This window comes from Psychrobacter sp. TS_SC_6 (assembly GCF_056156305.1).
The window spans coordinates 2,908,009-2,931,123 of the sequence record NZ_CM149590.1 but is presented as its reverse complement, the minus strand read 5'-3'; the positions used below and the strand labels follow the sequence as shown (position 1 = coordinate 2,931,123).

Genomic DNA, 23,115 nt, shown 5'->3' with positions numbered 1-23,115 from the left:
GAATATCAGTAGCCCTATAGTTCAAGGTATTAGCATTTTCTATTGTAAGAATGAATAAAATTAAGTCTAAAAAGGCGTTGAGGCTTACGCTAAATACCCTATTACAAAGTAGACTAACATCTTATATCTTATAGGGGAGTAATCTACCACAAATAACCTGTGGATAAAACCTTGTTTTCTGGGGATAAGCCTGTGGATATTTATGTGCATAAGTAATCATAATAAGTTATCCATATTTCACCCACAGGTTATACACAGGGTTACCCATAGCTTAAATTATTGATAATAAATGTAAATTGTTACTTAACCACAGAAAATCAGCTTCCCAATAACAACAATATCTATATATATTAATCAATTAATTATTATTAGAATCAACAAAAACTGTGGATAACTTTAAAATCATCGTCAATAATACAACTTGTTTTCAAACTAGCTAATACGACTTACAGTAATAAATTTATCAAGTACGCAGAGAATAACTAACTTCTTAGATGGATTTTTAAAATCCATAAGCTTTTTACAAAAAGTAAAAAATCGAATAGCGATATCATACTGATTTGAAACGTAGTGAATAGTTTATTGACCCACATCCTATGCAGTGATATAATCCTCCGTTATTACGAATTTAGTCCATTATTTTGATAGGTGAGTTATGAAACGTACATTCCAACCAAGCGTGATCAAGCGTAAACGTACTCACGGTTTCCGTGCTCGTATGGCAACTAAAAAAGGCCGTCAGGTCTTAGCTCGTCGCCGCGCTAAAGGACGTCATCGCCTTACTGTATAATCAGTAGATTGCGATAAGCATGGCTCATAGTGCTTGTTGTGTTTCTATTATTTATAGATTGCGATAGTCAATCATCACAACTGACACTTAGCCATATATTAAAAGCGCCCACATCGGCGCTTTTTTTGTCTCTATATTTTGTTATTATTTTTACTATCGTTATCATCTCTTATACTAGGTTGTACTATGTCTAATACTCCTCCAGCGACACTTAATGCCCGCTTTACTAAAGGGCAGCGATTACTCACGCCTGCAGCCTTTCGTGAGGTCTTTGACGCGCCTGAGCGTAAGCTACATCAGAGCCATCTGATGGCGTTTGTGCGTACTAACACTCATGAGCAGCCACGAGTTGGTATGGCTATTACCAAGCGCAAAGTCCCTACGGCAGTGGCGCGGAATCTAATAAAACGTCAAATACGTGAGCAGTTTCGAATAAAAGCTTGTGGTTTAGAAAACAAAGATATTGTTTTTATCGTTAAAAGTTCTGTTAAAGGTTTAAGTAATAAAGAAATAAAAATGGAAGTAATTAATATTTTAAAAAAAATAGAAAAAAAATAATATGAATTTATTTGTAAAAAAAATAAATAAATACTTATATAAATTAATTTATAATTTAATAATCTTTTATCAAAAAATAATAAGTCCTATATTACCTGCTCGTTGTCGATATTATCCAACCTGTTCAAACTATGGTAAACAAGCTCTAGCTTGGTATGGTGTTTGGAATGGGATTTTACTATTGTTAAAACGCATTAGTCGCTGTCATCCATTGGGCGGACATGGAGTTGATTTTGTGCCTCTACCTTTAGCTTCTTATCATTATCAATACTTGTCCTGTAATCTATCAACTCATGGACAATTTCATGGTTTTTATGTTTATCGAGATAATCATGGCTATGTGACTCGCCTAAATCATATGATGAAATTGACCTAAGACGTAAGCTTTACTAGGCGTTTCAACATATCTACCTAGTTACCCACAAGTTATCCACACTGTTGGTATCATTTAGAACTGTTTTTTAGTAAAATGATGAACATTTTATGTGATTGACTGCTGACATTACCGCTCATTATATGGGTCAATGCTGTGTAGTAGTCATAACACATGCCCTAGTTTTTTTATTCCCTAATTTTTTAATCTAGGAAAGGTTTATGCAAAAGATATTTCGGGTGATGATCATCATTGCGATGTTAATCACCGCTTATCTGCTGATTTTGGCATGGCGTGATGATTATGCAGATGCCCCAGCTGTAGACACGGTGCCAGAAACTGCAGCTTCAGTAGGAGCCGATATTCCTTCTACTAGCGGTGCAGCAGGTGATATTCCAGTACAGACGCTACCTGTGGACAACGGTACAATTGATAGTGCTGTGACTGCTACACCTGCTACTGATGCAGGACTAATCACAGTCACTACTGATCGTTATGACATCAAAATCAATCCAGAAGGCGGTGACATCGTTTATGCTGCGCTAAAGCAGTATGATGCGACCCTTGATAGCGACAAGCCTTTTGTATTGCTAGAAAACAACAGTAACCGCGTTTACGTGGCTCAGTCTGGTCTGATTGGTCAAAATGGTATCGATACCGCAGAAGGTCGTGCCAAATACAGCCATACCGCTAACAATTACGTGATGGAAAAAGGCCAGCAAACGTTATCAGTGCCGCTTACGTACAAAAAAGATGGTGTGACAATTACCAAGACCTTTAGCTTTACTCACGATAAATATCCTATCGATATCAGCTATAAGATTCAAAATGCTTCTACAGCGGCGTGGCAAGGTCAGATGTTTGCCCAGCTAAAGCGTGATGATAGTAAAGATCCAGGTATGTCTGATAAAGGTGCGCTTAGTATGGCAACCTATTTGGGCGGCGCTTGGGGTATACCTGATGATCCATATAATAAGCTGAAGTTTGGTAAATTTAATGATGGAGAATTGACCACGACCAGTGATAAAGGTTGGGTTGGCATCGTACAGCATTACTTTGTGTCAGCATGGACACCTGAAAACTTTACTGGTAAATTCTTTAGCCGTGAAACGGGTGATGATTATTTCATTGGTTTTAACAGTCAGCCTGTTAATGTTGCGCCAAACAAGCAAGTAACTTTGAATGCGACGTTATATGCAGGTCCTAAGGTTCAATCTGAGCTTAAAGATGTGGCAGAAGGATTGAATCAGACGGTTGATTATGGTCTATTATGGCCAATCTCAAAGATACTATTCGCTATCTTGGATGGTATTCATAAAGTCATCGGTAACTGGGGCTGGTCAATTATTCTATTGACTATCTTAGTGAAGTTGGCATTGATGTGGTTCTCAAACAAGAGCTACTATTCAATGGCGAAGATGCGTGCCATCGCACCACGCCTTGCTGCATTAAAAGAAGAGCATGGCGACGATCGTATGAAAATGTCGCAAGAAATGATGGCAATGTACAAAGAGGAAAAAGTCAATCCAATGGCGGGTTGTCTGCCAATCTTAATGCAAATGCCGATTTTCTTAGCCCTGTATTGGGTGCTAGTTGAGAGTGTTGAGTTACGTCATGCACCATGGATATTATGGATTCAAGATCTATCAGCAATGGATCCGTGGTTTATCTTGCCACTATTGATGGGTGTATCGATGTTTATCCAGCAGCAGCTTAACCCGCAGCCAGCTGATCCGATGCAAGCGAAAGTCATGAAATTCTTGCCGATTATTTTCACCGCGTTCATGCTGTTCTTCCCAGCAGGTCTGGTACTATACTGGACAGTGAATAACTTATTTAGTATGACGCATCAGTATATCGTCAATAAAAAAGTAGAAGAAGAGCAAAAGCTTCGTACAGTTAAAGTACTCGACTAATGAAACATTTGTTATTTTAAAGTATAAAAAACCATTGCTACGGCGGTGGTTTTTTTATGCCATTAATGTCATATCTGGTATGAATACCTACTTAAGACTACCCCATAGTCGCAGCCGCCAAGCTATAGTTAAAATACCTTAAAAACGCTACGGTACTGCTGGTATAAATTTTTTGCAGCCTCTGTCTGCTGTAGGCACAGCAAGCAAGAAAAATTAATATCAGCAGTACGTTATGTATCGATATTGCTTTTCCCTGACTATAGATGATATTGGAAAGGACTTACAACGAGAAGATTGCACTCTTTAAAGATTGTTTTGTCAGTGTGCGTTAAGCCGTCTATAATGGAGTTTTTAGTTATTGAGAGTGCTTGTGGATTCCCAAGAGTTGGCGTTAGCCGCCCCTGAGTCATCAAAAAATCTCGGTTTGTCGAGTCTACCTACCATTGCAGCTATTGCTACACCGCTTGGACGGGGTGGGGTCGGGGTTATTCGTCTGTCTGGCACACGTGCGTATAGCATTGCTTGTACACTGACAGGAAAATCAGCATTTAAACCGCGCATGGCAAGCTTCTGCCGATTTTATCAAGCAGATGGCACGGTCATCGATGAAGGGTTGGTGCTGTATTTTAAGGGTCCGCACTCGTTTACCGGCGAAGATGTGATTGAACTGCAAGGTCATGGTGGCATGATTTTGCAAAATCAGTTGTTGGCGCGCGTGTTTGAATTAGGTGCAAAACAGGCAAGTGCTGGAGAGTTCTCTTATCGTGCCTTTGATAATGATAAGTTGGATTTGGTACAGGCAGAAGCCATTGCAGATGCGATTGATGCGACTAGTGCCGCTGCTGCCAGTAGTGCGATTCGCTCGCTTAGCGGTGAATTCTCGCAAAAAATTAATCAGCTACTTGAGCAGTTGATTCATCTGCGTCTGCATGTTGAAGCAGCCATCGATTTTCCTGATGAAGAAGACGTTGATTTTTTATCAGATGGGGTCATACAAGGTAAGCTTGAACAGACACAAGAAAAAATCCAGCAGGTCTTGGCGACTGCTAAGCAAGGACAATTATTACGTGATGGTATTCATATGGTGTTGGCAGGTAGACCTAATGCTGGTAAATCAAGTTTGCTCAATCGATTGGCTGGTCAAGAGCGTGCTATCGTGACTAATGTGGCAGGTACGACGCGTGATACGCTACAAGAAACCGTGGTGCTCAATGGCTTGACGCTACATTTAACTGATACGGCAGGTTTGCGTGAGACAGAAGACACGGTCGAGCGTATTGGCATTGAGCGCGCGCGGACAGCGATTGCTCAGGCAGATATGCTATTAATGGTTTATGATGTAACCCGTGATCTTGAAGAAGAAATCACCCCGTTACAGCTTGCTGAGCAGCTATTTGGTGAGCTACCAGAAGCCAAGCGCTTGTTAATTATCGCTAATAAAAGTGATTTATTAAACAATAATAGCAGCAAAGAAATAATCTCTATTTCACAACAAGAGATTCATAATCGGGGTTACGAGCAAGTGAATGTTTCATGTGAAACAGGCGCAGGCATCAATGATTTAGTCGAAACTTTGTGTGCCAAAGTAGGGTTTCATCCACCAGAAAACAGCTTAATCGCTCGTACTCGTCATTTAGATGCGTTGAGAAGAACGGCTGAATATTTAGCAGAAGCTCATGAGCAGCTAACCGTTTTTAAAGCTGGTGAGTTAGTTGCTGAAAGTTTGCGTCAAGCGCAGCATAGTCTAGGCGAGATTACCGGCGAATTTAGTGCAGATGATTTGCTTGGCAAGATTTTTGGCAGTTTTTGCATTGGTAAGTAATCTTATTTACGGTTATAAATTTGAATGATGTAGCTTCAAGATAGGATTGTGACTCGTTTAATAGTGCTTCATATAAAGACAAGGAAAGCCGTATGCATTGCCCTTATTGTAATGCGTCAGAGACAAAGGTAATCGACTCGCGTCTTGCTGCTGAAGGTGCGCAAGTGCGCCGTCGTCGTTCATGTAATAGCTGTCAAGAGCGCTTTACTACCTTTGAAGTGGTCGAAGTGGTGATGCCGCGTATCATTAAATCAAGCGGTAAGATTGAGCCTTATGATACTGATAAACTACGACGCTCAATTTTATTACCGTTGCAAAAACGTCCTATCACTATCGATGAGCAAGAAGGGATGATTAGCCGAATTGAAAAACGTGTACGGCAAATGGGTGAGCGTGAGGTCAGCAGTAAAGTCTTAGGTGAAATCATTATGAGTGAGCTTAAAACGCTTGATGATGTGGCTTATGTGCGATTTGCTAGTGTCTATCGTGATTTTCAAGACATTGATGCTTTTCATCAAGAGATTGCCAATATCCGGCCTAATGATAAATAACATTGAGTTAAGGTTTGGTGATTCTTAGTTTCTTACTCCTATTTTATCAGTTTAGTCTTTCAATCGTTATGACCAATCATTTAATAAGTCCATTTTTATGTCAAATTCAGACCATTCTCAAGATGCGAAAGACTGCTATTTTATGATGCTTGCTATCGAGCAAGCAAAGCTTGGCTTGTATACCACTAGACCAAATCCTGCTGTAGGGTGTGTCATTGTTCAAGCAGAGGAAGTTGTTGGTCAAGGGTTCCATCCTAAAGCCGGTCAGCCGCATGCCGAGGTATTTGCCCTAAAAGATGCTGGTATACGAGCAGTAGGCGCTACCGCTTATGTGACGTTAGAACCCTGTAGTCATACTGGGCGTACCCCGCCTTGCGCAAAAGCGCTAATAGAATCTGGTGTCATACGGGTTGTCGTTGCTGGACTAGATCCAAATCCACAGGTGGCAGGTCGCGGTGTGAAATTGTTAGAACAAGCTGGTATTGAGGTGACGGTTGGTATCCTTACCGCGCAGGCAGAAGCGTTAAACAAAGGTTTTCTAAAAGCCATGCGTACCCAAATGCCATACGTGCGACTCAAGATTGCCACCAGCCTTGATGGTCGTACAGCGATGGTGACAGGTGAATCAAAGTGGATTACAGGTCCTGCTGCTCGTGAAGACGTACAAAAGCTGCGAGCGCAAAGTGGCGCTATCATTACCGGTAGCGAAACGGTTATCGTCGATAACCCACAACTAAATATACGTTCTAGCCAACTGGGTATCGCGTCTGAGCAAGTTCCACATCCTAAAGTGGTAATACTTGATAGGCGAGGTCGTTTAAAGCATGATCTACAGTCTGACTATCAGTTATGTCGTCGCCCAGACACCCTGTATTGGTGTGAAGATAATTTGACGGAGTTATTAGAGGTACTGGTCGATGAGTATCAGTGCTATGACGTCTTGATAGAAGCAGGTGCCAGTGTTGCTGGTAGTTTTTTACAACAGCAATTGATAGATGAGCTGATTGTGTATCAAGCACCATGCTTGTTGGGGTCAAGCGCGCGAGCAATGGTTGAAATTAACCCCTTGTCACTAGCTCAGCAGTTACGTTTTGATATTGAATGTCATGAACAGCTTGGTTCTGATCTGAGATTAACCTTATTGCCGCTGTGATTTTTAATTATTTATCCCCAATCTTAAAGAAAACTAGGCCAGTTAGGAATAAACAATGAATATGAATATTGGTTTCACATGAAACTGTGTATAACTTCGTTTCACATGAAACTCTTGATTCTGGTTGAATGTGTATTTTATGAATAATTTGTATTAAAATCAATTATTTGTGTTGTAATGATCAGACATACAAATATTGAATGAAAACAATATTAATTGTGGATAACTTGTTAATAACTAAGGCTTTTAAGCTTGTAAGTAAGTGTTTGCCATCACTTATCCACAGTTTATCCCGAAATATATTTGATATAGCACATTTCTTGCTGGGAAAAGCTATCTATAGGCAAGCCTAAATAAAATAAGTACAAATATTATAACGCACTACTGGTGTAAATTTTCCTTGCTTGCTGTGCCTACGCAGACAGAGGCGACGCAAAATTTATCTGAGTAGCGCGGTGTTCGTTTTACTGTGTTTTTTATAGTGGATCGACTATATAACGACAATAAAATAATGAAAAGAGGTTGATATGTTTACCGGAATTATAGAAAGTGTGGGAAAGGTTAAGTCGATGCAACCGACAGGCGGCGACATTCGCTTGACTATAGAGTCTGACGGCTTAGATTTTAGCGATGTGAAGCTTGGAGACTCTATAGCCTCTAATGGTATCTGTCTGACGGTTGTAGATTTTGGTAATAATCATTACTCCGTTGATGTTTCACGTGAAACTATAACGCGAACAGCGTTAGAAGGCTTGAAACCGGGGCATATTGTCAACTTAGAGAAGGCAATGCTACCGACTACACGTTTTGGTGGGCATATTGTCGCAGGTCATGTCGATGGAGTAGGGGTCGTTAGTAAGTTGCAACAGGATGCGCGTTCTATATATATCGAAATTGAGATACCAAAAGAGCTGGCACATTATACAGCGACGAAAGGATCTATCACTCTTGATGGTATCAGCCTCACAACTAACTTAGTGCGTGATAATATTGTTTCACTCAATATCATCCCACATACAGCTCAAGTGACCAATATTGCACAGCATTGGTTGGTAGGAGACAAGGTCAATGTGGAGGTGGATATTGTGGCTAGGTATTTGGAGCGTTTATTAAATAAGTCGCAGGCAGACACTGCAAATATTAGCCCGCAAAGTAATATTACTGAAGCTTTTTTAGCAGATAATGGCTTTATGAAGTAAGTTATATTTAAGACAATAGTCTTATCTTGCTGCAAATTTTATATTAGTAGTAAGTGAGAAGTATGGAAGCTATAGTCAGGGAAAAGTAATATCGATACATCAAGTACTGCTGATATTAATTTTTCTTGCTTGCTGTGCCTACGCAGACAGAGGCTGCAAAAAATTTATACCAGCAGCACTGTAGCGTTTTTGAAATATTTTAACTATATCTTGTTTTGGTATGGTTTTTTGTAAGTGATCACTAACCTCCTTTATGAGTTTTATTAATATTTTTTAGGGTTTAATTAGTGCTGTTAAGACGTCTTGTAGTTTATCCTTATTAATAGGTTTGCCTAAAAACTCATCCATGCCTACCTTTAAGCACGCTGAGCGGTCTTCTTCAGTATTGTTCGCTGTAAGTGCAACGATAGGAATATCATCGCCTTGCGCTCTAATTGCCTGAGTTGCTTGCAACCCATCCATCACTGGCATCCGGCAATCCATCAGAATAAGATCAATCTCTTGACGCTGCGCTTGCAGTACATCTAATGCTTGCTGACCGTCTTCTGCTACCACGCTACGGTAACCAAGTTTGGCGAGCATTTTGCAGGCAATTTTTTGATTGGTAGGACTGTCTTCTACCACTAAAATCAGAGGTGAGATGATTTCATTAGAGTTATTATCTGCTGACACTACAACGCTGTTGTTATACTTAATATCTGCTGCTTGTATGAGTATCTGTCTGGTAGGAAGTGTTAAGCGCAGTAGCTCAGAGAGCAATAAATTCATATCTAACGGCTTGGTTAAAAATCCATCACATCTATCCAGTAGCATAGAAGCGATGCGGCGCTCAGACTTCATACTTAGTAATATCTTTGGTAGCGATATATTAGCCAATAAGTGATTTAATGTATTCTGTTTGTCAATATTACTAGATAACGTATTTGCTAAATAATCTTCTTTTATTTGTTCCTTTACCATATTGGTATGGATGCTTTTTTCATTTTTCATCTTTGATTGATGAGATAAAGCAAGCGTAATGCTTTCATAATAATCGTAGTCGAGGAGCAATATTGGAGCGAGTGTACGCTGGTTTTGCATCAGTTCGTCGTTGAGTTGCTGTAGGGTCACACTATCAGTAGACATAAAAATAGTGACTTTTATAGATAAATGGGTACATAGGCGTTTTAGATGCTCAGCGGCAAGTGGCTGATTGATGATGGCAATAAGATGCAATCGCGTTAACTGTTGATTGAGATGGTAGATGGGTTGATAGTTTGGATTTTGGCAAGGCAGATAAAGATCAAAGGTAGTTCCAACATCAGGTGTGCTGTGTAACTCTATAAAACCACCCAATAATTTAGCAAAACTATGAGCAGTTGTCAGTCCTACATCTGCTTGACTGACTTGAGTATAAATTTGGCGAGCTTTTTGTGAGTAACTCGACTGGTTTAATTGCGTGTTTTCTGGTTGAGCTGTTTGATTAAAATAACTATGAAGTTTATCTCTTTGGGTTGTCTCTAAGCCAATGCTACTATCTTGGATACTAAAGCGAACCCAGTCATGCGCTGGGTTTATTTGTTTGTTGGTATTATCAGGCACTAATTTATTAGTTGCACCGTTCACTAAATCATTAATCAGAAGGGTATTTTTGGCTGATAGTTGTTCTGTATTCACTGCTTCAACCGTCAGTACAACGTAACCTGAACTTGTATATCTAATAGCGTTATCCAGTAAGTTACGTAAGATTGTATGCAAACGTTTATGGTCGGCATCGATGAGGCGAGGGCAATCAGGAGTGAAAAAGTATAGTAACTCAAGCCCATGTTGTCTTGCATCTTTTGTGACCAAATGACAGACCTGTTGTCCTATTTTATAAATGTCGACAGTTTCAATATTCAAACGAGTTTTTCGAACTTCTATCTCCTCTATATCCAGCATCTCGTTGAGCATAATGAGCATAGCATGACTGGTTTCAATCAGAGTATTGACAATCTGGTGCTCTTTGACAGTCAAAACGCTAGTATCAATCGGCTCCAAAGTATCAATCATAGCCTCTAATGGCAGCCGTAAGTCATGACCCATAGTGGATTTGAGTGCATTAAATTCATCGAGTTGTCGCTGTATTTCTATATTTTGTTGCTGCAGCTGTTCGTTTTGGCTAATCAAATCATTTACATTATTCAGTAATACGGTAAAACTGTGAATCTGACCATGCTCACCAAACCACGGGGTAATATGTAGCTGATAAGCTTTTTTATTAGCCCGCCCATATACCATAAGTGTACGTGTAACACGAAGTTTTGCTAGTTGTTGCAGCAGTAACTGGGTGGATTCATCTTCAGTAAAAACAAAATCTGTTAATTTATAATTGCTGTCGTTTTGAAAGGCAGTAGAGAATACTTGTTCAAAACGTTGATTAAAGAAGCTAATTTCACCGTGTCTCATAACCATCAGCATCGGTAGTGGGGCGTGATCAACCAAACGCTCTAGGCGATGCTTTAGAGTGGTAATATGACGATGATTGTTATGCAATTGATAGTTAATACGACTAAGTGCGTGACCCAATTGCAAAAATTCAGGCGTAGATTCTTTGCTGACAAACGGTGGTGGTGTATATGCCTCTTTTGCATGACTGCTTAAGTTGTCAGTATAAAGCAGTAACTGTACCCAATTGGCACGGCGTTTTAGTGCATATAGCAATGCCAAAGTAAAAAACATGATGGCGGTCATTAAAGGCAACCAATAGCGATAAGATACCCAGTTAATATTGATCGGCTTATGACGCAAAACGGTATATAGTTTATGACCGCTTTTAAGCTCAATGGTTCCGATCAGTTTATCGTTGGATAACGTATAGGTGCTATGAGTATTCTTATTTGACAATAGCGAAGTCTCAATGCTTGAAAACATTATCCCCGTAAATTCACGTTCATCAGCTTCAGTTTGATGGTAGATATAGGTCTCACCAGAGGGCATCATAAAAATTAGCTGATAACTGATTCCTGCCAAAAAAGGCTTCTCCATTATCTTTTTAACGGCAGGGTTTATAGGATTGCTAATCTCGGAAATCTGATACTGCAAGGTATGAAACGTCTCTACACTGTGCTGCTTGCTAGCATTCTTCATCTCATGAAACATGATGAAATAATACAATGACAACATGGCAAATAATGTCAAAGTATAGAAAGCCAACAGGCGTTGTAGAGACTGAAAGTGTGGCATAAAGGCATGACCCTAATTCGGCATAATAATACACAGTAAATTTAAAATGGTTTCGTTAGATTTTACTGCTATATTCTTTATTATTAGCCTACAACAAAGCAATAAACAATATTGATAGCTAGTATATGACAATGTAAAAAATGAGACTCAGTCTTATTGCTATTATAAAGATAATCAGATGCATTAGTAGCGCTTGATTGTGGCTATTACAATCATGGCACAACGCCACAAACTCACCTATAATAGCTTTATTACTTATTAATATTGCCTAAACTATGACCATAATTGCTTGTACTCCTGATGTCTCTCTTAATAATGATAACTTTAAACCGACGCGTACAGAGCCGTTAAGAGTGGTATTTGCTGGCACGCCTGAGTTTGCTGCGCTGAGTCTTGAAGTATTAATCAAGCAGCAACAAGCCTTAAATATCGATATTGTCGCTGTCTATAGTCAGCCTGATCGTAAAGCCGGACGCGGACAAAAGCTGGCGGCATCTGCGGTCAAGCAAGTAGCATTGGCACATAATATCGCTATTGAGCAGCCAGAGACCTTTAAAAAATCAAGTATAGAAGGGATGACAGCAAGGCAAACTTTGCAAGACTATCAGCCCGATGTGATGATTGTCGCGGCTTATGGTTTGATTCTTCCTATTGGTGTCTTGAATACGCCGACTTATGGTTGCTTAAACATCCACGCCTCATTATTGCCACGTTGGCGAGGTGCAGCACCTATTCACCGTGCGCTATTGGCTGGTGATGATGAGACTGGCATTACTATTATGCAGATGGATAAGGGGCTGGATACTGGCGATATGCTTTATAAAGTCAGTGCTCCTATTGAGTCGGATGATACGGCTGCCAGCCTTCATGATAAAATGGCTGAGCTTGGTGCGACCGCCATTATTACTGTGTTACAAGATTTACCACACTATCAAGCTCAGGCTGTACCTCAAGATGACAGTCAAGCCAATTATGCTGAAAAACTTATCAAAACTGAAGGTGAAATTGATTGGACGCAGTCAGCTACTCTGATAGAACGACAAATTCGCGGCTTGACCCCATGGCCAGGTACTTATACCTTTTTGGCAGGTCAGCGTGTTAAGGTTTTAGCTAGCTTGCCTGTAAACACAGCGCAGCCAACCGATAAGTCAGCAGGGACGGTCATTAGTGTTGGGCGCAAGGCAATCTTAGTCGCTTGTGGTCATGACAGTAATACTGATAATGGTGTTGAAAAACCGGAAGCCAGCACTTTAGCTATTACTCAGCTACAGTTTGCAGGTAGCAAGCCTATGAGCGCCGAACAAATTTGTCATGGCAATCAGCTCAATGATGGCGATCAGTTCCATAAAGAGACAAAATAATTTCATCTAGATATACATAACCCAAATCGCAAAAGACGCTAACCATTAGACGTCAAGGAAATTCAATTTAATGAGACAAACCAGTACTGCGCCAAGAAACAATAAGCTCAAACCTTCAAGCAACCTTATCATGAATGGTAGCGTTCGCGTTCGTGTAATTCGTACTTTACTGGCGATTCAAAATGGACAATCGCTAGCAAGTGTCCTTGATCCGCTATTAAACAGTTTACATGACGGCGATAAAGGTTTTGCTCATGCGTTGCTGCTAACAACGTTGCGTCAATGGTATGCGCTCGAGCGACTGTTAGATAGTCTGGCTGATAACCCTATTGATGAAAAAGAAGTACGTACGACTATTCAAGTAGGTTTGACACAGCTGCTCTATTTGCAAGTGGCTGATCATGCGGCGATTCACGAAACGGTTGAAGCAGCAAAAGAAATTGAGTTTGCACATGCGACGGGTTTAATCAACGCCATCTTGCGTAAAGTTGCTAAGAACCCAAGTAAGTTCCGTAAGAAGTGTGATAAAAAACACAGCTTACCTAATTGGCTTGCTTACCAGCTCAAGCAAGACTGGAGTGAGCAGTATGATGTTCTGATGCAGGGTTTACGTCAACCCGCGCCGATGTTTTTACGAGTGAATACAGCGGTTACCTCGGTAGAAGATTATCAGCAAGCATTGGTAGAATTTGAAATTGAAGCAGACTTAGTTGAGTTAACGAGTGGTTTTAACTTACTCCACTCGTCAGATACAGCCACATCTAATAGCATATTAACCAAAGGGTTAAGACTACATCAAAGTACCGCAGTCAATGCCTTGCCGCAATTCGCTGAAGGGGCTGCTAGTGTACAAGATATGCATGCTCAGCTTGCAGCGCCGCTTATCCATAACGCGCTACTCAATAAGCTGAATATTAAAAACGATGCTGCAGACGTTGATACAGAGACCAATAGTAACGAGATCCATATTTTAGATGCTTGTGCCGCACCGGGTGGTAAGCTTGCTCATTGGTTAGAAATAATTAGCTCAAATGAGTCGTCGTTGTTTCACGTGAAACAAAACGATGAATCAGTACCTGTGGTTTCAAAAGTGAAGGTTACTGCGATAGATAATGAAGCGCCGCGTATCGAGCGTATTTATACTAATTTACAGCGCTTAAATTTAAGTCAGCACGACTTGCAGCAAGCTGAGAAAAATATCGAGCTTAATATTGTCTGTGCTGACGCCACTACATGGCAAGGGGCTGGTAAGAAAAAAAGCAAACTCGTATTTGACGCTATATTATTAGATTCACCTTGTACAGCGACTGGCGTGATTCGTCGTCATCCTGATATCAGTATATTGCGTACTGAAGAAGACGTCGAGCAAACGGCATTGCTACAAGCCGATATCTTGCATAATCTATGGCCACAACTTAAAGTTGGTGGGTATCTGTTATATGTTACTTGCTCTATCTTAAAGCAAGAAAACGTCGAGCAAATGCAGGATTTCATGACTTACTATAATAATGTAGCAGCCGTTGAATTTAGCGACGATTGTAATTGGGGTATTGCGCAAGCTATTGGTCGTCAGTGCTTGCCAATAGATAGCGAGAGTGGCGATGGCTTTTATTATGCCTTGCTGCAAAAAACTGCTGAATAAACTGTTTTAATTAATCATCTCATTGTAGACAGGACAATCTAATGAAATATATCAGTACCCGTGGTCAGACAGCGCCGATGGATTTTAGTGATGTGTTATTAATGGGTCTTGCGCCAGACGGTGGTTTGATGTTGCCTGAGCATTATCCGAATATTGATAGTGCAACGCTGACTGAATGGCGCGCGCTGAGCTATCCACAGCTGGCGATGGCGATTATGCAGCACTTTGCTACCGATATTCCTGCGGCTGATTTGCAAGATATCATTGAGCGCACGTATACTGCTGAGATATTTGGCTCTGATGAGATCGTTCCTGTCCGCAAACTTGAAGATAATTTATACATTTTAGGCTTATCAAACGGCCCAACGCTGGCATTTAAAGATGTTGCTATGCAGTTCTTAGGCAACGCCTTTGAATATGTGCTGAAAAGAAAAGACGCGCGTATTACTATTATTGGTGCCACTAGTGGCGATACAGGCAGTGCGGCAGAATATGCACTGCGCGGCAAAGAGAATATCGAAGTCTTTATGCTGTCACCGCATGGCAAAATGAGTGAATTCCAGCGCGCGCAGATGTATAGCCTGACTGATAAAAACATCCATAATATTGCCATCGACGGCATGTTTGATGATTGCCAAGATATTGTCAAAGCGCTACAACAAGATGCTGATTTCAAAGCGGCTTATAACTTAGGTACAGTTAACTCGATTAACTGGGGTCGTATCCTAGCGCAAATTGTTTATTATTTTAAAGCCTACTTTGCCGTGACTTCAAGTAACGACGAAAAGGTTAGTTTTAGCGTACCATCAGGCAACTTTGGTAATATTTGTGCCGGTCACATTGCACGTGAAATGGGTCTGCCAGTTGATCGTTTAATCGTCGCGACCAACGAAAACGACGTATTAAATGATTTCTTTAATCAAGGGGCTTATCAGCCGCGTCCGACTGCCAAAACTTATATTACATCCAGCCCTTCAATGGATATCTCTAAAGCTTCTAACTTTGAGCGTTTTGTTTATTTGCTATTAGATAAAGATAGCGCGCGCGTCCATGAATTATTTGAAGGTGTGAAATCTGGTCAAGGTTTTGATTTGCCTGATTTGATGGAGGCGGTTAATACTCGTTATGGCTTTGCTGCGGGCAAATCTACCCATAGCGACCGCCTGCAAACCATCAAAATACTTTATGAGCAGCATGGAGAGTTGGTTGATCCGCACACTGCTGATGGCATCAAAGTTGCTAAAGAATTACAGCGCGAAGGTGAAGTGATTGTTTGTGCCGAAACAGCGTTACCCGTTAAATTTGCTGATACGATCGTTGAAGCAATAGGTCAAATAAATATTGCTCGTCCAGCCCATACCCAAGGTTTAGAGGGTTTACCGCAACATGTGGTGGTGCTTGATAATGATGCTGAGTTGGTTGCTGAGCAAATCCGTCAACAGGTCACGCCAAATCATGGCTAGTTGATTTTATTTTTAGCCAATTTTTAAAATGAATGTACAATCCAAGGTTACGCTATTGTAAAAAAGTGTTTATGATTGTGTTATGGTGGATATAATTGTAATATTAGAAATCGCGTCAGTAGGTCATCGGTTTACCAGACGCTTTTTTAACAATCATATCTGTCACTCATATCAGTCATTAACACTGAATAGCTGCTCTATAGACGCTATGATAAGGCACTATAAGTCTTTATTTTCCCTAAATTCTTTATTATTATTTTTAAATGAAGGTAAAATAAGTCAACTTAAGTAGCCTTGATTATAGCGCTATCAGCGTTACATATTGTGGATATAACCATGAAGATGAGCTTAAAAAACATCGTAAAAGCGCTATTGGTGACAACCTTTAGTGGTGCAATGCTGATGAGCACCGCCCACGCTAACAATCCGCCGCCGACCATTAAAGCAGATGCGCCCAATCGCTATATTGTCAAAAAAGGCGATACTTTGTGGGATATTTCAGGACGTTATTTGGATAGTCCATGGCGCTGGAAAGAGATTTGGGCGACCAATAAGCAAATCAAAAACCCTCATCTTATTTATCCTAATGATGTTTTGATTTTATGCGTCATACAAGGTAAAACTCTGATCGGCGTTGATACGGGCGAGGGTTGTGCAGGGATTGAAAAACAGTTAACAGGCAATGTGGTGACTACGACAGTCGCTGTTACCTCTGCTGTCAATAGCATTCCGCCGATTCCTTGGTCTGCCATTCAGCATTGGCTTGATAAGACACTAATTGTCAATCCGCAAGATTTTAATACCACGCCTTATATTCTAGCCTCTAAAAAAGGCAATTTAATCACCGCCAGTGGTGACAAGGTCTATGCCAAAGGCGTGCCACTGCTTGTAGGTCAACGTTATGGTATCTACCGTGAAGGCGAGATGTATATCGAGCCAAAAACGCAAAAAGTCATTGGTTTAGAAGCCACACAAGTGGCAACGGGATTGGTTACGTCTACGGCAACCAATGGCGTGACGAGCTTGCAGCTTATTGACAGTTACGGTAAAGAAGTGCGTGAAGGCGATCGAGTATTTGTTGAGCTTGATAATGCTATCCCACCAGTCTTTTATCCGACGCCTGCAACCGTTAATCGCGGTGGTATGATTGTTCGTGTGATGGATTCTATCAGCTCAGCTGCCAAAGGTAGTGTAGTGGCAATTAACTTGGGTCGCATACATGGTGCGAAGCCGGGTGATGTGTTGACTGTTTATCAAAAAGGCGCAGTCATACGTGATATCAAGGACAATGATACACCGGTACGTTTGCCGAGTGAGCCAAGCGGTATGGTGATGGTGTTCAATAGTTTTGACAATATCAGCTATGCTTATGTGCTTGAGTCTGAGCTGCCACTGAGCGTTGGTGATCAGCTGTTGCCACCTCCTTATTTATAACGCTGCCTCAAGTTTTAGTGAGCAGATCCTAAATAAGCCTATATAGAGTCATACGATGATGACGGTAGCCACTTTTACTTTATCAGATGAGCAGCGTGCAGTACTGGCGCTGTGGTTTGAGTTAAATGCGTCATTATCATCTTATCATAAACTCATTCATAACTATGATAGTGCGCAGCTTGCATGGCAAGCTGGCGTAGAGTCGTGGCGTCAATTAGGGATTCATCATAGCCATTTGATACGGCATGGACATCCAGAGAAAACGCGCGCCAGTATCGATACCATTCAACAAGCATTGATAGAAGAAAAGTACGGTCTATTATTTGCCGACCAACCTAGTTATCCTGCTCAATTGTTAGAAATCTACGATCCGCCGCCGCTGTTATTTTATCGAGGTAATAGTGAATTGCTGTGTTGGGCGCAAATCGCTATTGTTGGCAGTCGCAAGCCGTCGGCACACGCACAAAAAATTACCTTTGATATGGCACAGTATCTTGCGCAAGCAGGCTACGTCATTACTAGTGGACTTGCCATTGGTGTGGATAAACGTGCCCATCTTGGCGCATTGGCACAGACCGATGTAGCGTGCCAAGGTCGCACAGTTGGCGTTATGGGCACGGGTATTGATGTTAATTATCCCAATCATCATGATCGTCTGTTTAGCCAAATTATTGAGCAAGGTGGTTGTATCATCAGTGAACTATTACCGCATACGCTACCACATAAGCATACTTTTCCACGTCGCAACCGCTTGGTTGCAGGGTTGAGCCTTGCGACCATCGTCACTGAGGCAACGATTAAAAGTGGCTCGCTTATTACTGCGCGCCTCACATCCGAGCAAGGTAAGCAAGTTTTTGCGATTCCAAGTCATATAGACAATAGTAATGCTGAGGGGTGCCATCATTTGATACGTGAGGGTGCGACCTTGGTTTATCATCCTCAGCAAGTATTGGATGATATCAATGTGCAATTGCCAAGCCAGTCTCAGCAGCATCAACTTGATCATAATTCAAAAGCACAGAGGCTTGATAAGTCAGTATTTAATCAGTCTGCTACCATTGAAACAACAGTAAAACCTCGGGAAATGACGCCAGCGCCTAGTATTACTGTGCCTGAGCATCTAACCACCTTGTTTGAAAAGTTGGACTGGCATGGTCAAGATTTGGATGCACTTATCCTTGTGACTGATCTTGTGCCCGCACAATTGATTGGGCAGTTGATGGAGCTAGAGCTATTGGGCGCAGTGACGGTCCAAGGTGGACGCTATTTACGTATTTAATTATACTGATATTTTTAAATATACTTGCAGCACTGCATTTTTTGTAAAATAAATTTATGCTATTTCTTTTCATTCTCTTTGTTCTAAAGGCATTATTTATGTCCTTATCTACATCCCTTATTACTGACTCTACTATTCAAGCGGCTACTTGGCTTAAAAAAGGGCAGCTGCTCGCGTACCCAACCGAAAGTGTATGGGGCATTGGTTGTGACCCATTCAATAAGCAAGCAGTCATGCGGCTACTTGCTATCAAGCAGCGCCCAATAGAGAAGGGAATGATTGTGGTCACTGACAGTCCCAGCCGCATTAAGGCTCTGCTAGAAGGTTTAAGTATTGACCAACGTCAAAGGGTGCTTGATAGCTGGCAAACTGGTTCGAAAGACACTACTGCCAAACAAGCGCATACTTGGCTACTACCTATTCCAAAAAATCTACCGGTTACTATTCCATCATGGATTACTGGGGCTCATGATAGTGTTGCCGTACGTGTTATTGACCATTCTTTGATTAAGCAACTGTGCGCGCAGATGGTATCAGCCAGCAATCCTTACGGTTTTGTCGTCTCGACAAGTTGCAACCCATCAGGTCATCTTCCTGCACTGTCACTCAGCGAAGCGAAAGGTTATTTTTTAAATCACAATGAAAACTCGAATGAGATTGTTGGCTATATTCAAGGTGAAACCTTGGGTTATCAGTTACCAAGCCAAATAGGCGATGCATTGACAGGGCAAGTTATTCGATAGTTTAATATTTAATAGCCAAAATTTCGTATAACTATCTCTGCTTCTCATTACTCAGCCATAACGTCTACACTTGTCCCCTTGTTTTCATAGTGGGCCTTTTGTCACACTGATGAGAACACAATTAATAATAAGGATAATAAGTGATGTATATTCTAATTAGCGGTGGTTCGGGATTTTTGGGTAGTGCTTTTAGCCAAGAGCTCTTGATGCGCTACCAACAGATGGGAAAAGAGTTACAGATTACTTGGTTGACCCGTGATGGTAATCAAGCACATCCTAGTGATGTCACAATGATAACCTATGATGAACTTGCAAATTCAGATGCAGACTTTGATGTGATTTTAAATCTAGCGGGTGCAGGTATTGCGGATGCGCGCTGGAGTGACGATCGTAAAGAGCAATTGCTAGCCAGTCGAATGAAGCCGACAAAAGATATACTGGCATTTGTTGCCCGCAGTCATGTAAAGCCAAAATTGCTCATCAGTGGTTCCGCGATTGGTTGGTATGGCAATCAAGGCGATAAATCCTTGACTGAGAGCAGTGGTTTTCAGACAGATTTTGCCCATCAGCTATGTGATGACTGGGAGCAATTGGCGCGACAAGCGACTGACTCAGGCGTGCCAGTGGCGCTTGTGCGTACGGGTGTGGTCATCCATCCTACAGGCGGTATGCTTAGCAAGCTTTTGATCCCTTTTAAAATGGGCGTTGGAGGGCAGCTGGGTAATGGTCGACAAATCATGAGCTGGATCAGCCGTGATGATTGGGTGGCAGCCGTGATATTTATTATAGAGCAGCACCTTAATAATAGTGCTTATCAAGTTAATGAGGATGCACAGACTGCTCGCCATACCGCAAGCAATAAAGATGTAAAAATTTATAATTTGACCGCGCCAACCCCCGTGACCAATCATGTTTTTACCAAAACATTAGGTGCTTGGCTACATCGTCCGACCTTTTTTACTTTGCCAGAGTTTTTACTTAAGCTGATGTTTGGTGAGATGTCGACACTGCTTATTGATGGACAGAAGGTATTGCCGAAAGCATTGCTTGATGCTGGGTTTGAGTTTAAACATCAAACACTTAAAGAAGCCTTGGAACAACAAGAAATAAAATAAGCAGGTTTGCCACAATAGATAGTAGTTGCTATAGCTAGTTCATAAGCTAAAAAGCGGATTGTTCCATGTGAAACAATCCGCTTTTTAGTTTTTATAAAGGGACAAGAACATAAATAGTTTCAGGTTTCAATAAACAAAAACTCTGTCTTCAACAGGTAAGAATATTGACGTACTATACGTGCGTCTTTGGCTGGTTAAATTTTGTTATGTGGCTTTCTATAATAGGTACGCAACTACTGGCGTTTATGACGAGTATGATATTTTGGTGGTTAATCAAACCAAAATCTCGCTTTAGTCGTATAAGTTTAGTCCTTAGTATTTTTGTGATTAATAATACTTTTCTTATCTACGGGTTGAGTGAGTTTTGGCGAGAGCGCTTTCATGTCTATCTGTCCGCCAGTATTTTGCAAGGCTTTATGGTGTATGCTGGTTTGGTCACCGCTATCATTGCTATTATTTATACTCAGGTTTTTAAACGGAAGCTCAATAACGTATCTATTCGCGCGTTTGCAGTCGCTGTTTATACGGGAATTATAAGCTTGGCAGTATTTAATGCCTACTCTCCAGTCATTCATCATTTAACGGTAAAAACGGACAAAAACTTAGTCAAACCGATGAGAATCGCCTTAGTTTCTGATACCCATTTGGGTAGATGGTTTGGTAATCAGCAGATAGATAAAATGGTTGCGCTAATAGATGGGCAAAATCCTGATGTGGTGCTTATCGCTGGTGACGTCATGAACGACTCTACTGATGCTTATGATAAAACCAATATGCATGAGCATTTATCAAAATTAAGAGCGCCACTTGGCGTTTATGCAACTTTGGGTAATCATGATTACTCTGGTAATGAGATTGCGATTGCCGAAGCGATTGAGCGTGCCGGCATACAGGTGATTGATAATAAAAGCGTATGGTTGGATGACGCGGTACTGCTGGTTGGGCGTTCAGATGCAACAGACCCTAAGCGTCCTGCTGCAGCAGATTTGATGGGTGATATTCAAACTGATAAACCAGTGCTGTTTTTGGAGCATAGCCCTGAGGCTTTAGCAGAAATAAAGGACTTACCGGTTGATTTACATTTATCAGGTCATACTCATGGCGGTCAAATATTTCCTTTGACCGTTTTATTAAAATGGTTTACGCCTTTGGTTTATGGCTTTAAAGCAGTAAATGGTAGCCAGTTTTTGGTCACTTCAGGCTATGGTATTGGAGCAGTGCCATTTAGGCTAGGGACGCGCTCTGAGATTTGGTTGATTACTTTACAACCGACCTAATGCGCTTCAATATATTGTGATTAAATGAATTTAGCTCAGAATAAAAACACAGTGCTTAAACCCCGCTCAAGGATTTGCTCATGCGTTACGCCTTTATTCTCACCATTATTGTGCTGCTAGAGCTTTTTAGCACGGGTGCAGCGCTCAGCTTGCAGTGGTGGCTTCAGCCTTGGATAGATTCGACAACTACATCGATTACGGTATGGATAGGGGTGTTTTTAATCACGCATGTTCTATTATTACTAAGCGTTACCAAGCTATTTTCTAATAGCTATCGCTGGATGAGTGGTTGGATGTTGGTGATGCATTTCATGATGCTGACTGCGGTAGCGACTGGTATATTGTATGCAGGGTCTTGGCTTTTAATCCCCTTGCTTGATAGTATGCTTGACCATTCAGAGATAATTGCTGCTGGATTACGCATTTTTGCGCTGCTGTTTTTTATAGGGCTGTTTGCATATGCTTTATATAGCGCTTATATACCTGTTGTGCGTGAGCTGTCGATTCATATTCATAAACCTTTAAACAATCCATTGCGTATCGCAGTCGCTAGTGATTTACATTTAGGTCGGCTATTTGGTAATAAAGCTATTGAGCGGCTGCATATCATGCTAAGCAAGTATCAAGCAGATGTCTTATTGATGCCAGGCGATATCATGGATGACAATACACAGGCATTTAATACTTATAATATGAAAGATAGCTTGGCAAAACTTGTCGCCAGTTTGCCATATGGTGTCTATGCGACGTTAGGTAATCATGATTTATATGGTCATGAGCAGCCCATCAGCAACTCTTTACGCGCGGCGGGCGTGCAGTTATTAAATGATGAAGCAACACAATTCATCCATCAAGGAGAGGTGGTCTGGCTTATGGGACGCTTTGATAATCACAAGCGTCAGCGCGTCGCAACGGCTGAGTTGCTCGCACAAGTCAATAGTGCTGAGCCCGTAATTCTTTTAGATCACAGACCCAGCGCTATCATCGAACACAGTCAACTACCAATAGATTTACAAGTATCAGGACATACCCATAACGGTCAAATATTCCCTGTTAATTTTATTATCAGCGTGATTAACCGTTTAGGTTATGGCTATGAAGCCATTGGCAATGGACATTTTGTGGTGTCCTCAGGCTATGGATTTTGGGGGATACCATTTCGACTAGGCTCTCGCTCAGAGATTTGGATAATCAATCTTATAGGTGCCAATATAGGTACTCAAATTTAAGGTCAA

At 41.2% G+C, this 23,115-nt stretch carries 18 protein-coding genes; 17 read left to right on the top strand and 1 reads right to left on the bottom strand.

Annotated elements, in window-relative coordinates; all coding sequences use genetic code 11:
* The first annotated feature begins 655 nt into the window (after nucleotides 1-655).
* The 8 genes from rpmH (at nucleotide 656) to AC0J5Y_RS12415 (ending at nucleotide 8,362) form a co-directional block, all read left to right on the top strand.
* Nucleotides 656-790, top strand: a complete 135-nt coding sequence (rpmH, locus tag AC0J5Y_RS12450; RefSeq protein WP_007394757.1) for a 50S ribosomal protein L34 — start codon at nucleotides 656-658, stop codon at nucleotides 788-790.
* Nucleotides 791-976: 186 nt separating this feature from the next.
* A complete protein-coding gene (gene rnpA / locus AC0J5Y_RS12445) occupies nucleotides 977-1,348 on the top strand; it encodes a ribonuclease P protein component (RefSeq protein ID WP_475130961.1) in 372 nt (123 codons plus the stop codon).
* Nucleotide 1,349: 1 nt separating this feature from the next.
* The gene (gene yidD, locus AC0J5Y_RS12440) at nucleotides 1,350-1,724 is read left to right on the top strand and encodes a membrane protein insertion efficiency factor YidD (protein ID WP_475130960.1); all 375 of its coding nucleotides are present in this window, start codon (nucleotides 1,350-1,352) and stop codon (nucleotides 1,722-1,724) included.
* Nucleotides 1,725-1,942: 218 nt separating this feature from the next.
* Nucleotides 1,943-3,637 (top strand): membrane protein insertase YidC, encoded by a 1,695-nt coding sequence (gene yidC / locus AC0J5Y_RS12435; RefSeq protein WP_475130959.1) that lies wholly within the window; start codon nucleotides 1,943-1,945, stop codon nucleotides 3,635-3,637.
* 385 nt (nucleotides 3,638-4,022) lie between these two features.
* A complete protein-coding gene (gene mnmE, locus AC0J5Y_RS12430; RefSeq protein ID WP_475132171.1) occupies nucleotides 4,023-5,459 on the top strand; it encodes a tRNA uridine-5-carboxymethylaminomethyl(34) synthesis GTPase MnmE in 1,437 nt (478 codons plus the stop codon).
* 92 nt (nucleotides 5,460-5,551) lie between these two features.
* On the top strand, nucleotides 5,552-6,010 hold the full coding sequence (nrdR, locus tag AC0J5Y_RS12425; protein ID WP_475130958.1) for a transcriptional regulator NrdR: 459 nt from the start codon (nucleotides 5,552-5,554) through the stop codon (nucleotides 6,008-6,010).
* Nucleotides 6,011-6,107: 97 nt separating this feature from the next.
* Nucleotides 6,108-7,163, top strand: a complete 1,056-nt coding sequence (ribD, locus tag AC0J5Y_RS12420) for a bifunctional diaminohydroxyphosphoribosylaminopyrimidine deaminase/5-amino-6-(5-phosphoribosylamino)uracil reductase RibD (protein WP_475130957.1) — start codon at nucleotides 6,108-6,110, stop codon at nucleotides 7,161-7,163.
* A gap of 527 nt (nucleotides 7,164-7,690) precedes the next feature.
* Complete coding sequence (locus AC0J5Y_RS12415; RefSeq protein ID WP_475130956.1) at nucleotides 7,691-8,362, top strand: riboflavin synthase; 672 nt, start codon at nucleotides 7,691-7,693, stop codon at nucleotides 8,360-8,362.
* Between the two features lie 273 nt (nucleotides 8,363-8,635).
* Here the strand turns inward: AC0J5Y_RS12415 and AC0J5Y_RS12410 are convergent, their stop codons facing one another.
* Nucleotides 8,636-11,566 (bottom strand): response regulator, encoded by a 2,931-nt coding sequence (locus AC0J5Y_RS12410; RefSeq protein WP_475130955.1) that lies wholly within the window; start codon nucleotides 11,564-11,566, stop codon nucleotides 8,636-8,638.
* Between the two features lie 275 nt (nucleotides 11,567-11,841).
* Here AC0J5Y_RS12410 and fmt point away from each other — a divergent pair, with 275 nt between their 5' ends.
* The 9 genes from fmt to AC0J5Y_RS12365 all read left to right on the top strand — a co-directional run bounded on the left by fmt (nucleotide 11,842) and on the right by AC0J5Y_RS12365 (nucleotide 23,109).
* Nucleotides 11,842-12,927 carry a methionyl-tRNA formyltransferase gene (gene fmt / locus AC0J5Y_RS12405; protein WP_475130954.1) on the top strand — a complete coding sequence of 362 codons (1,086 nt, stop codon included), beginning with the start codon at nucleotides 11,842-11,844 and terminating at the stop codon, nucleotides 12,925-12,927.
* A 70-nt stretch (nucleotides 12,928-12,997) separates the two neighbouring features.
* The gene (locus tag AC0J5Y_RS12400) at nucleotides 12,998-14,569 is read left to right on the top strand and encodes a transcription antitermination factor NusB (RefSeq protein ID WP_475130953.1); all 1,572 of its coding nucleotides are present in this window, start codon (nucleotides 12,998-13,000) and stop codon (nucleotides 14,567-14,569) included.
* A gap of 41 nt (nucleotides 14,570-14,610) precedes the next feature.
* The gene (gene thrC, locus AC0J5Y_RS12395) at nucleotides 14,611-16,032 is read left to right on the top strand and encodes a threonine synthase (protein ID WP_475130952.1); all 1,422 of its coding nucleotides are present in this window, start codon (nucleotides 14,611-14,613) and stop codon (nucleotides 16,030-16,032) included.
* A 336-nt stretch (nucleotides 16,033-16,368) separates the two neighbouring features.
* Nucleotides 16,369-17,466, top strand: coding sequence for a LysM peptidoglycan-binding domain-containing protein (locus AC0J5Y_RS12390; RefSeq protein ID WP_475130951.1), 1,098 nt, complete (start codon nucleotides 16,369-16,371; stop codon nucleotides 17,464-17,466).
* Between the two features lie 55 nt (nucleotides 17,467-17,521).
* The gene (gene dprA / locus AC0J5Y_RS12385) at nucleotides 17,522-18,745 is read left to right on the top strand and encodes a DNA-processing protein DprA (protein ID WP_475130950.1); all 1,224 of its coding nucleotides are present in this window, start codon (nucleotides 17,522-17,524) and stop codon (nucleotides 18,743-18,745) included.
* A 98-nt stretch (nucleotides 18,746-18,843) separates the two neighbouring features.
* Complete coding sequence (locus AC0J5Y_RS12380; RefSeq protein WP_475130949.1) at nucleotides 18,844-19,488, top strand: L-threonylcarbamoyladenylate synthase; 645 nt, start codon at nucleotides 18,844-18,846, stop codon at nucleotides 19,486-19,488.
* 143 nt (nucleotides 19,489-19,631) lie between these two features.
* Nucleotides 19,632-20,603 (top strand): TIGR01777 family oxidoreductase, encoded by a 972-nt coding sequence (locus AC0J5Y_RS12375; RefSeq protein ID WP_475132170.1) that lies wholly within the window; start codon nucleotides 19,632-19,634, stop codon nucleotides 20,601-20,603.
* 323 nt (nucleotides 20,604-20,926) lie between these two features.
* Entirely contained in the window at nucleotides 20,927-21,880 is a 954-nt protein-coding gene (locus AC0J5Y_RS12370; protein ID WP_475130948.1) for a metallophosphoesterase, read from the top strand.
* Nucleotides 21,881-21,960: 80 nt separating this feature from the next.
* The gene (locus AC0J5Y_RS12365; RefSeq protein ID WP_475130947.1) at nucleotides 21,961-23,109 is read left to right on the top strand and encodes a metallophosphoesterase; all 1,149 of its coding nucleotides are present in this window, start codon (nucleotides 21,961-21,963) and stop codon (nucleotides 23,107-23,109) included.
* Nucleotides 23,110-23,115: the final 6 nt, after the last annotated feature.

Bases quoted from the DNA above. Each gene is read 5' to 3' on its own strand.
- rpmH (WP_007394757.1), top strand. From the start codon at position 656: ATGAAACGTACATTCCAACCAAGCGTGATCAAGCGTAAACGTACTCAC.
- rnpA (WP_475130961.1), top strand. From the start codon at position 977: ATGTCTAATACTCCTCCAGCGACACTTAATGCCCGCTTTACTAAAGGG.
- fmt (WP_475130954.1), top strand. From the start codon at position 11,842: ATGACCATAATTGCTTGTACTCCTGATGTCTCTCTTAATAATGATAAC.
- nrdR (WP_475130958.1), top strand. From the start codon at position 5,552: ATGCATTGCCCTTATTGTAATGCGTCAGAGACAAAGGTAATCGACTCG.
- ribD (WP_475130957.1), top strand. From the start codon at position 6,108: ATGTCAAATTCAGACCATTCTCAAGATGCGAAAGACTGCTATTTTATG.
- yidD (WP_475130960.1), top strand. From the start codon at position 1,350: ATGAATTTATTTGTAAAAAAAATAAATAAATACTTATATAAATTAATT.
- AC0J5Y_RS12390 (WP_475130951.1), top strand. From the start codon at position 16,369: ATGAAGATGAGCTTAAAAAACATCGTAAAAGCGCTATTGGTGACAACC.
- thrC (WP_475130952.1), top strand. From the start codon at position 14,611: ATGAAATATATCAGTACCCGTGGTCAGACAGCGCCGATGGATTTTAGT.
- AC0J5Y_RS12410 (WP_475130955.1), bottom strand. From the start codon at position 11,566: ATGCCACACTTTCAGTCTCTACAACGCCTGTTGGCTTTCTATACTTTG.
- yidC (WP_475130959.1), top strand. From the start codon at position 1,943: ATGCAAAAGATATTTCGGGTGATGATCATCATTGCGATGTTAATCACC.
- AC0J5Y_RS12380 (WP_475130949.1), top strand. From the start codon at position 18,844: ATGTCCTTATCTACATCCCTTATTACTGACTCTACTATTCAAGCGGCT.
- AC0J5Y_RS12375 (WP_475132170.1), top strand. From the start codon at position 19,632: ATGTATATTCTAATTAGCGGTGGTTCGGGATTTTTGGGTAGTGCTTTT.
- AC0J5Y_RS12400 (WP_475130953.1), top strand. From the start codon at position 12,998: ATGAGACAAACCAGTACTGCGCCAAGAAACAATAAGCTCAAACCTTCA.
- AC0J5Y_RS12365 (WP_475130947.1), top strand. From the start codon at position 21,961: ATGCGTTACGCCTTTATTCTCACCATTATTGTGCTGCTAGAGCTTTTT.
- dprA (WP_475130950.1), top strand. From the start codon at position 17,522: ATGATGACGGTAGCCACTTTTACTTTATCAGATGAGCAGCGTGCAGTA.
- AC0J5Y_RS12415 (WP_475130956.1), top strand. From the start codon at position 7,691: ATGTTTACCGGAATTATAGAAAGTGTGGGAAAGGTTAAGTCGATGCAA.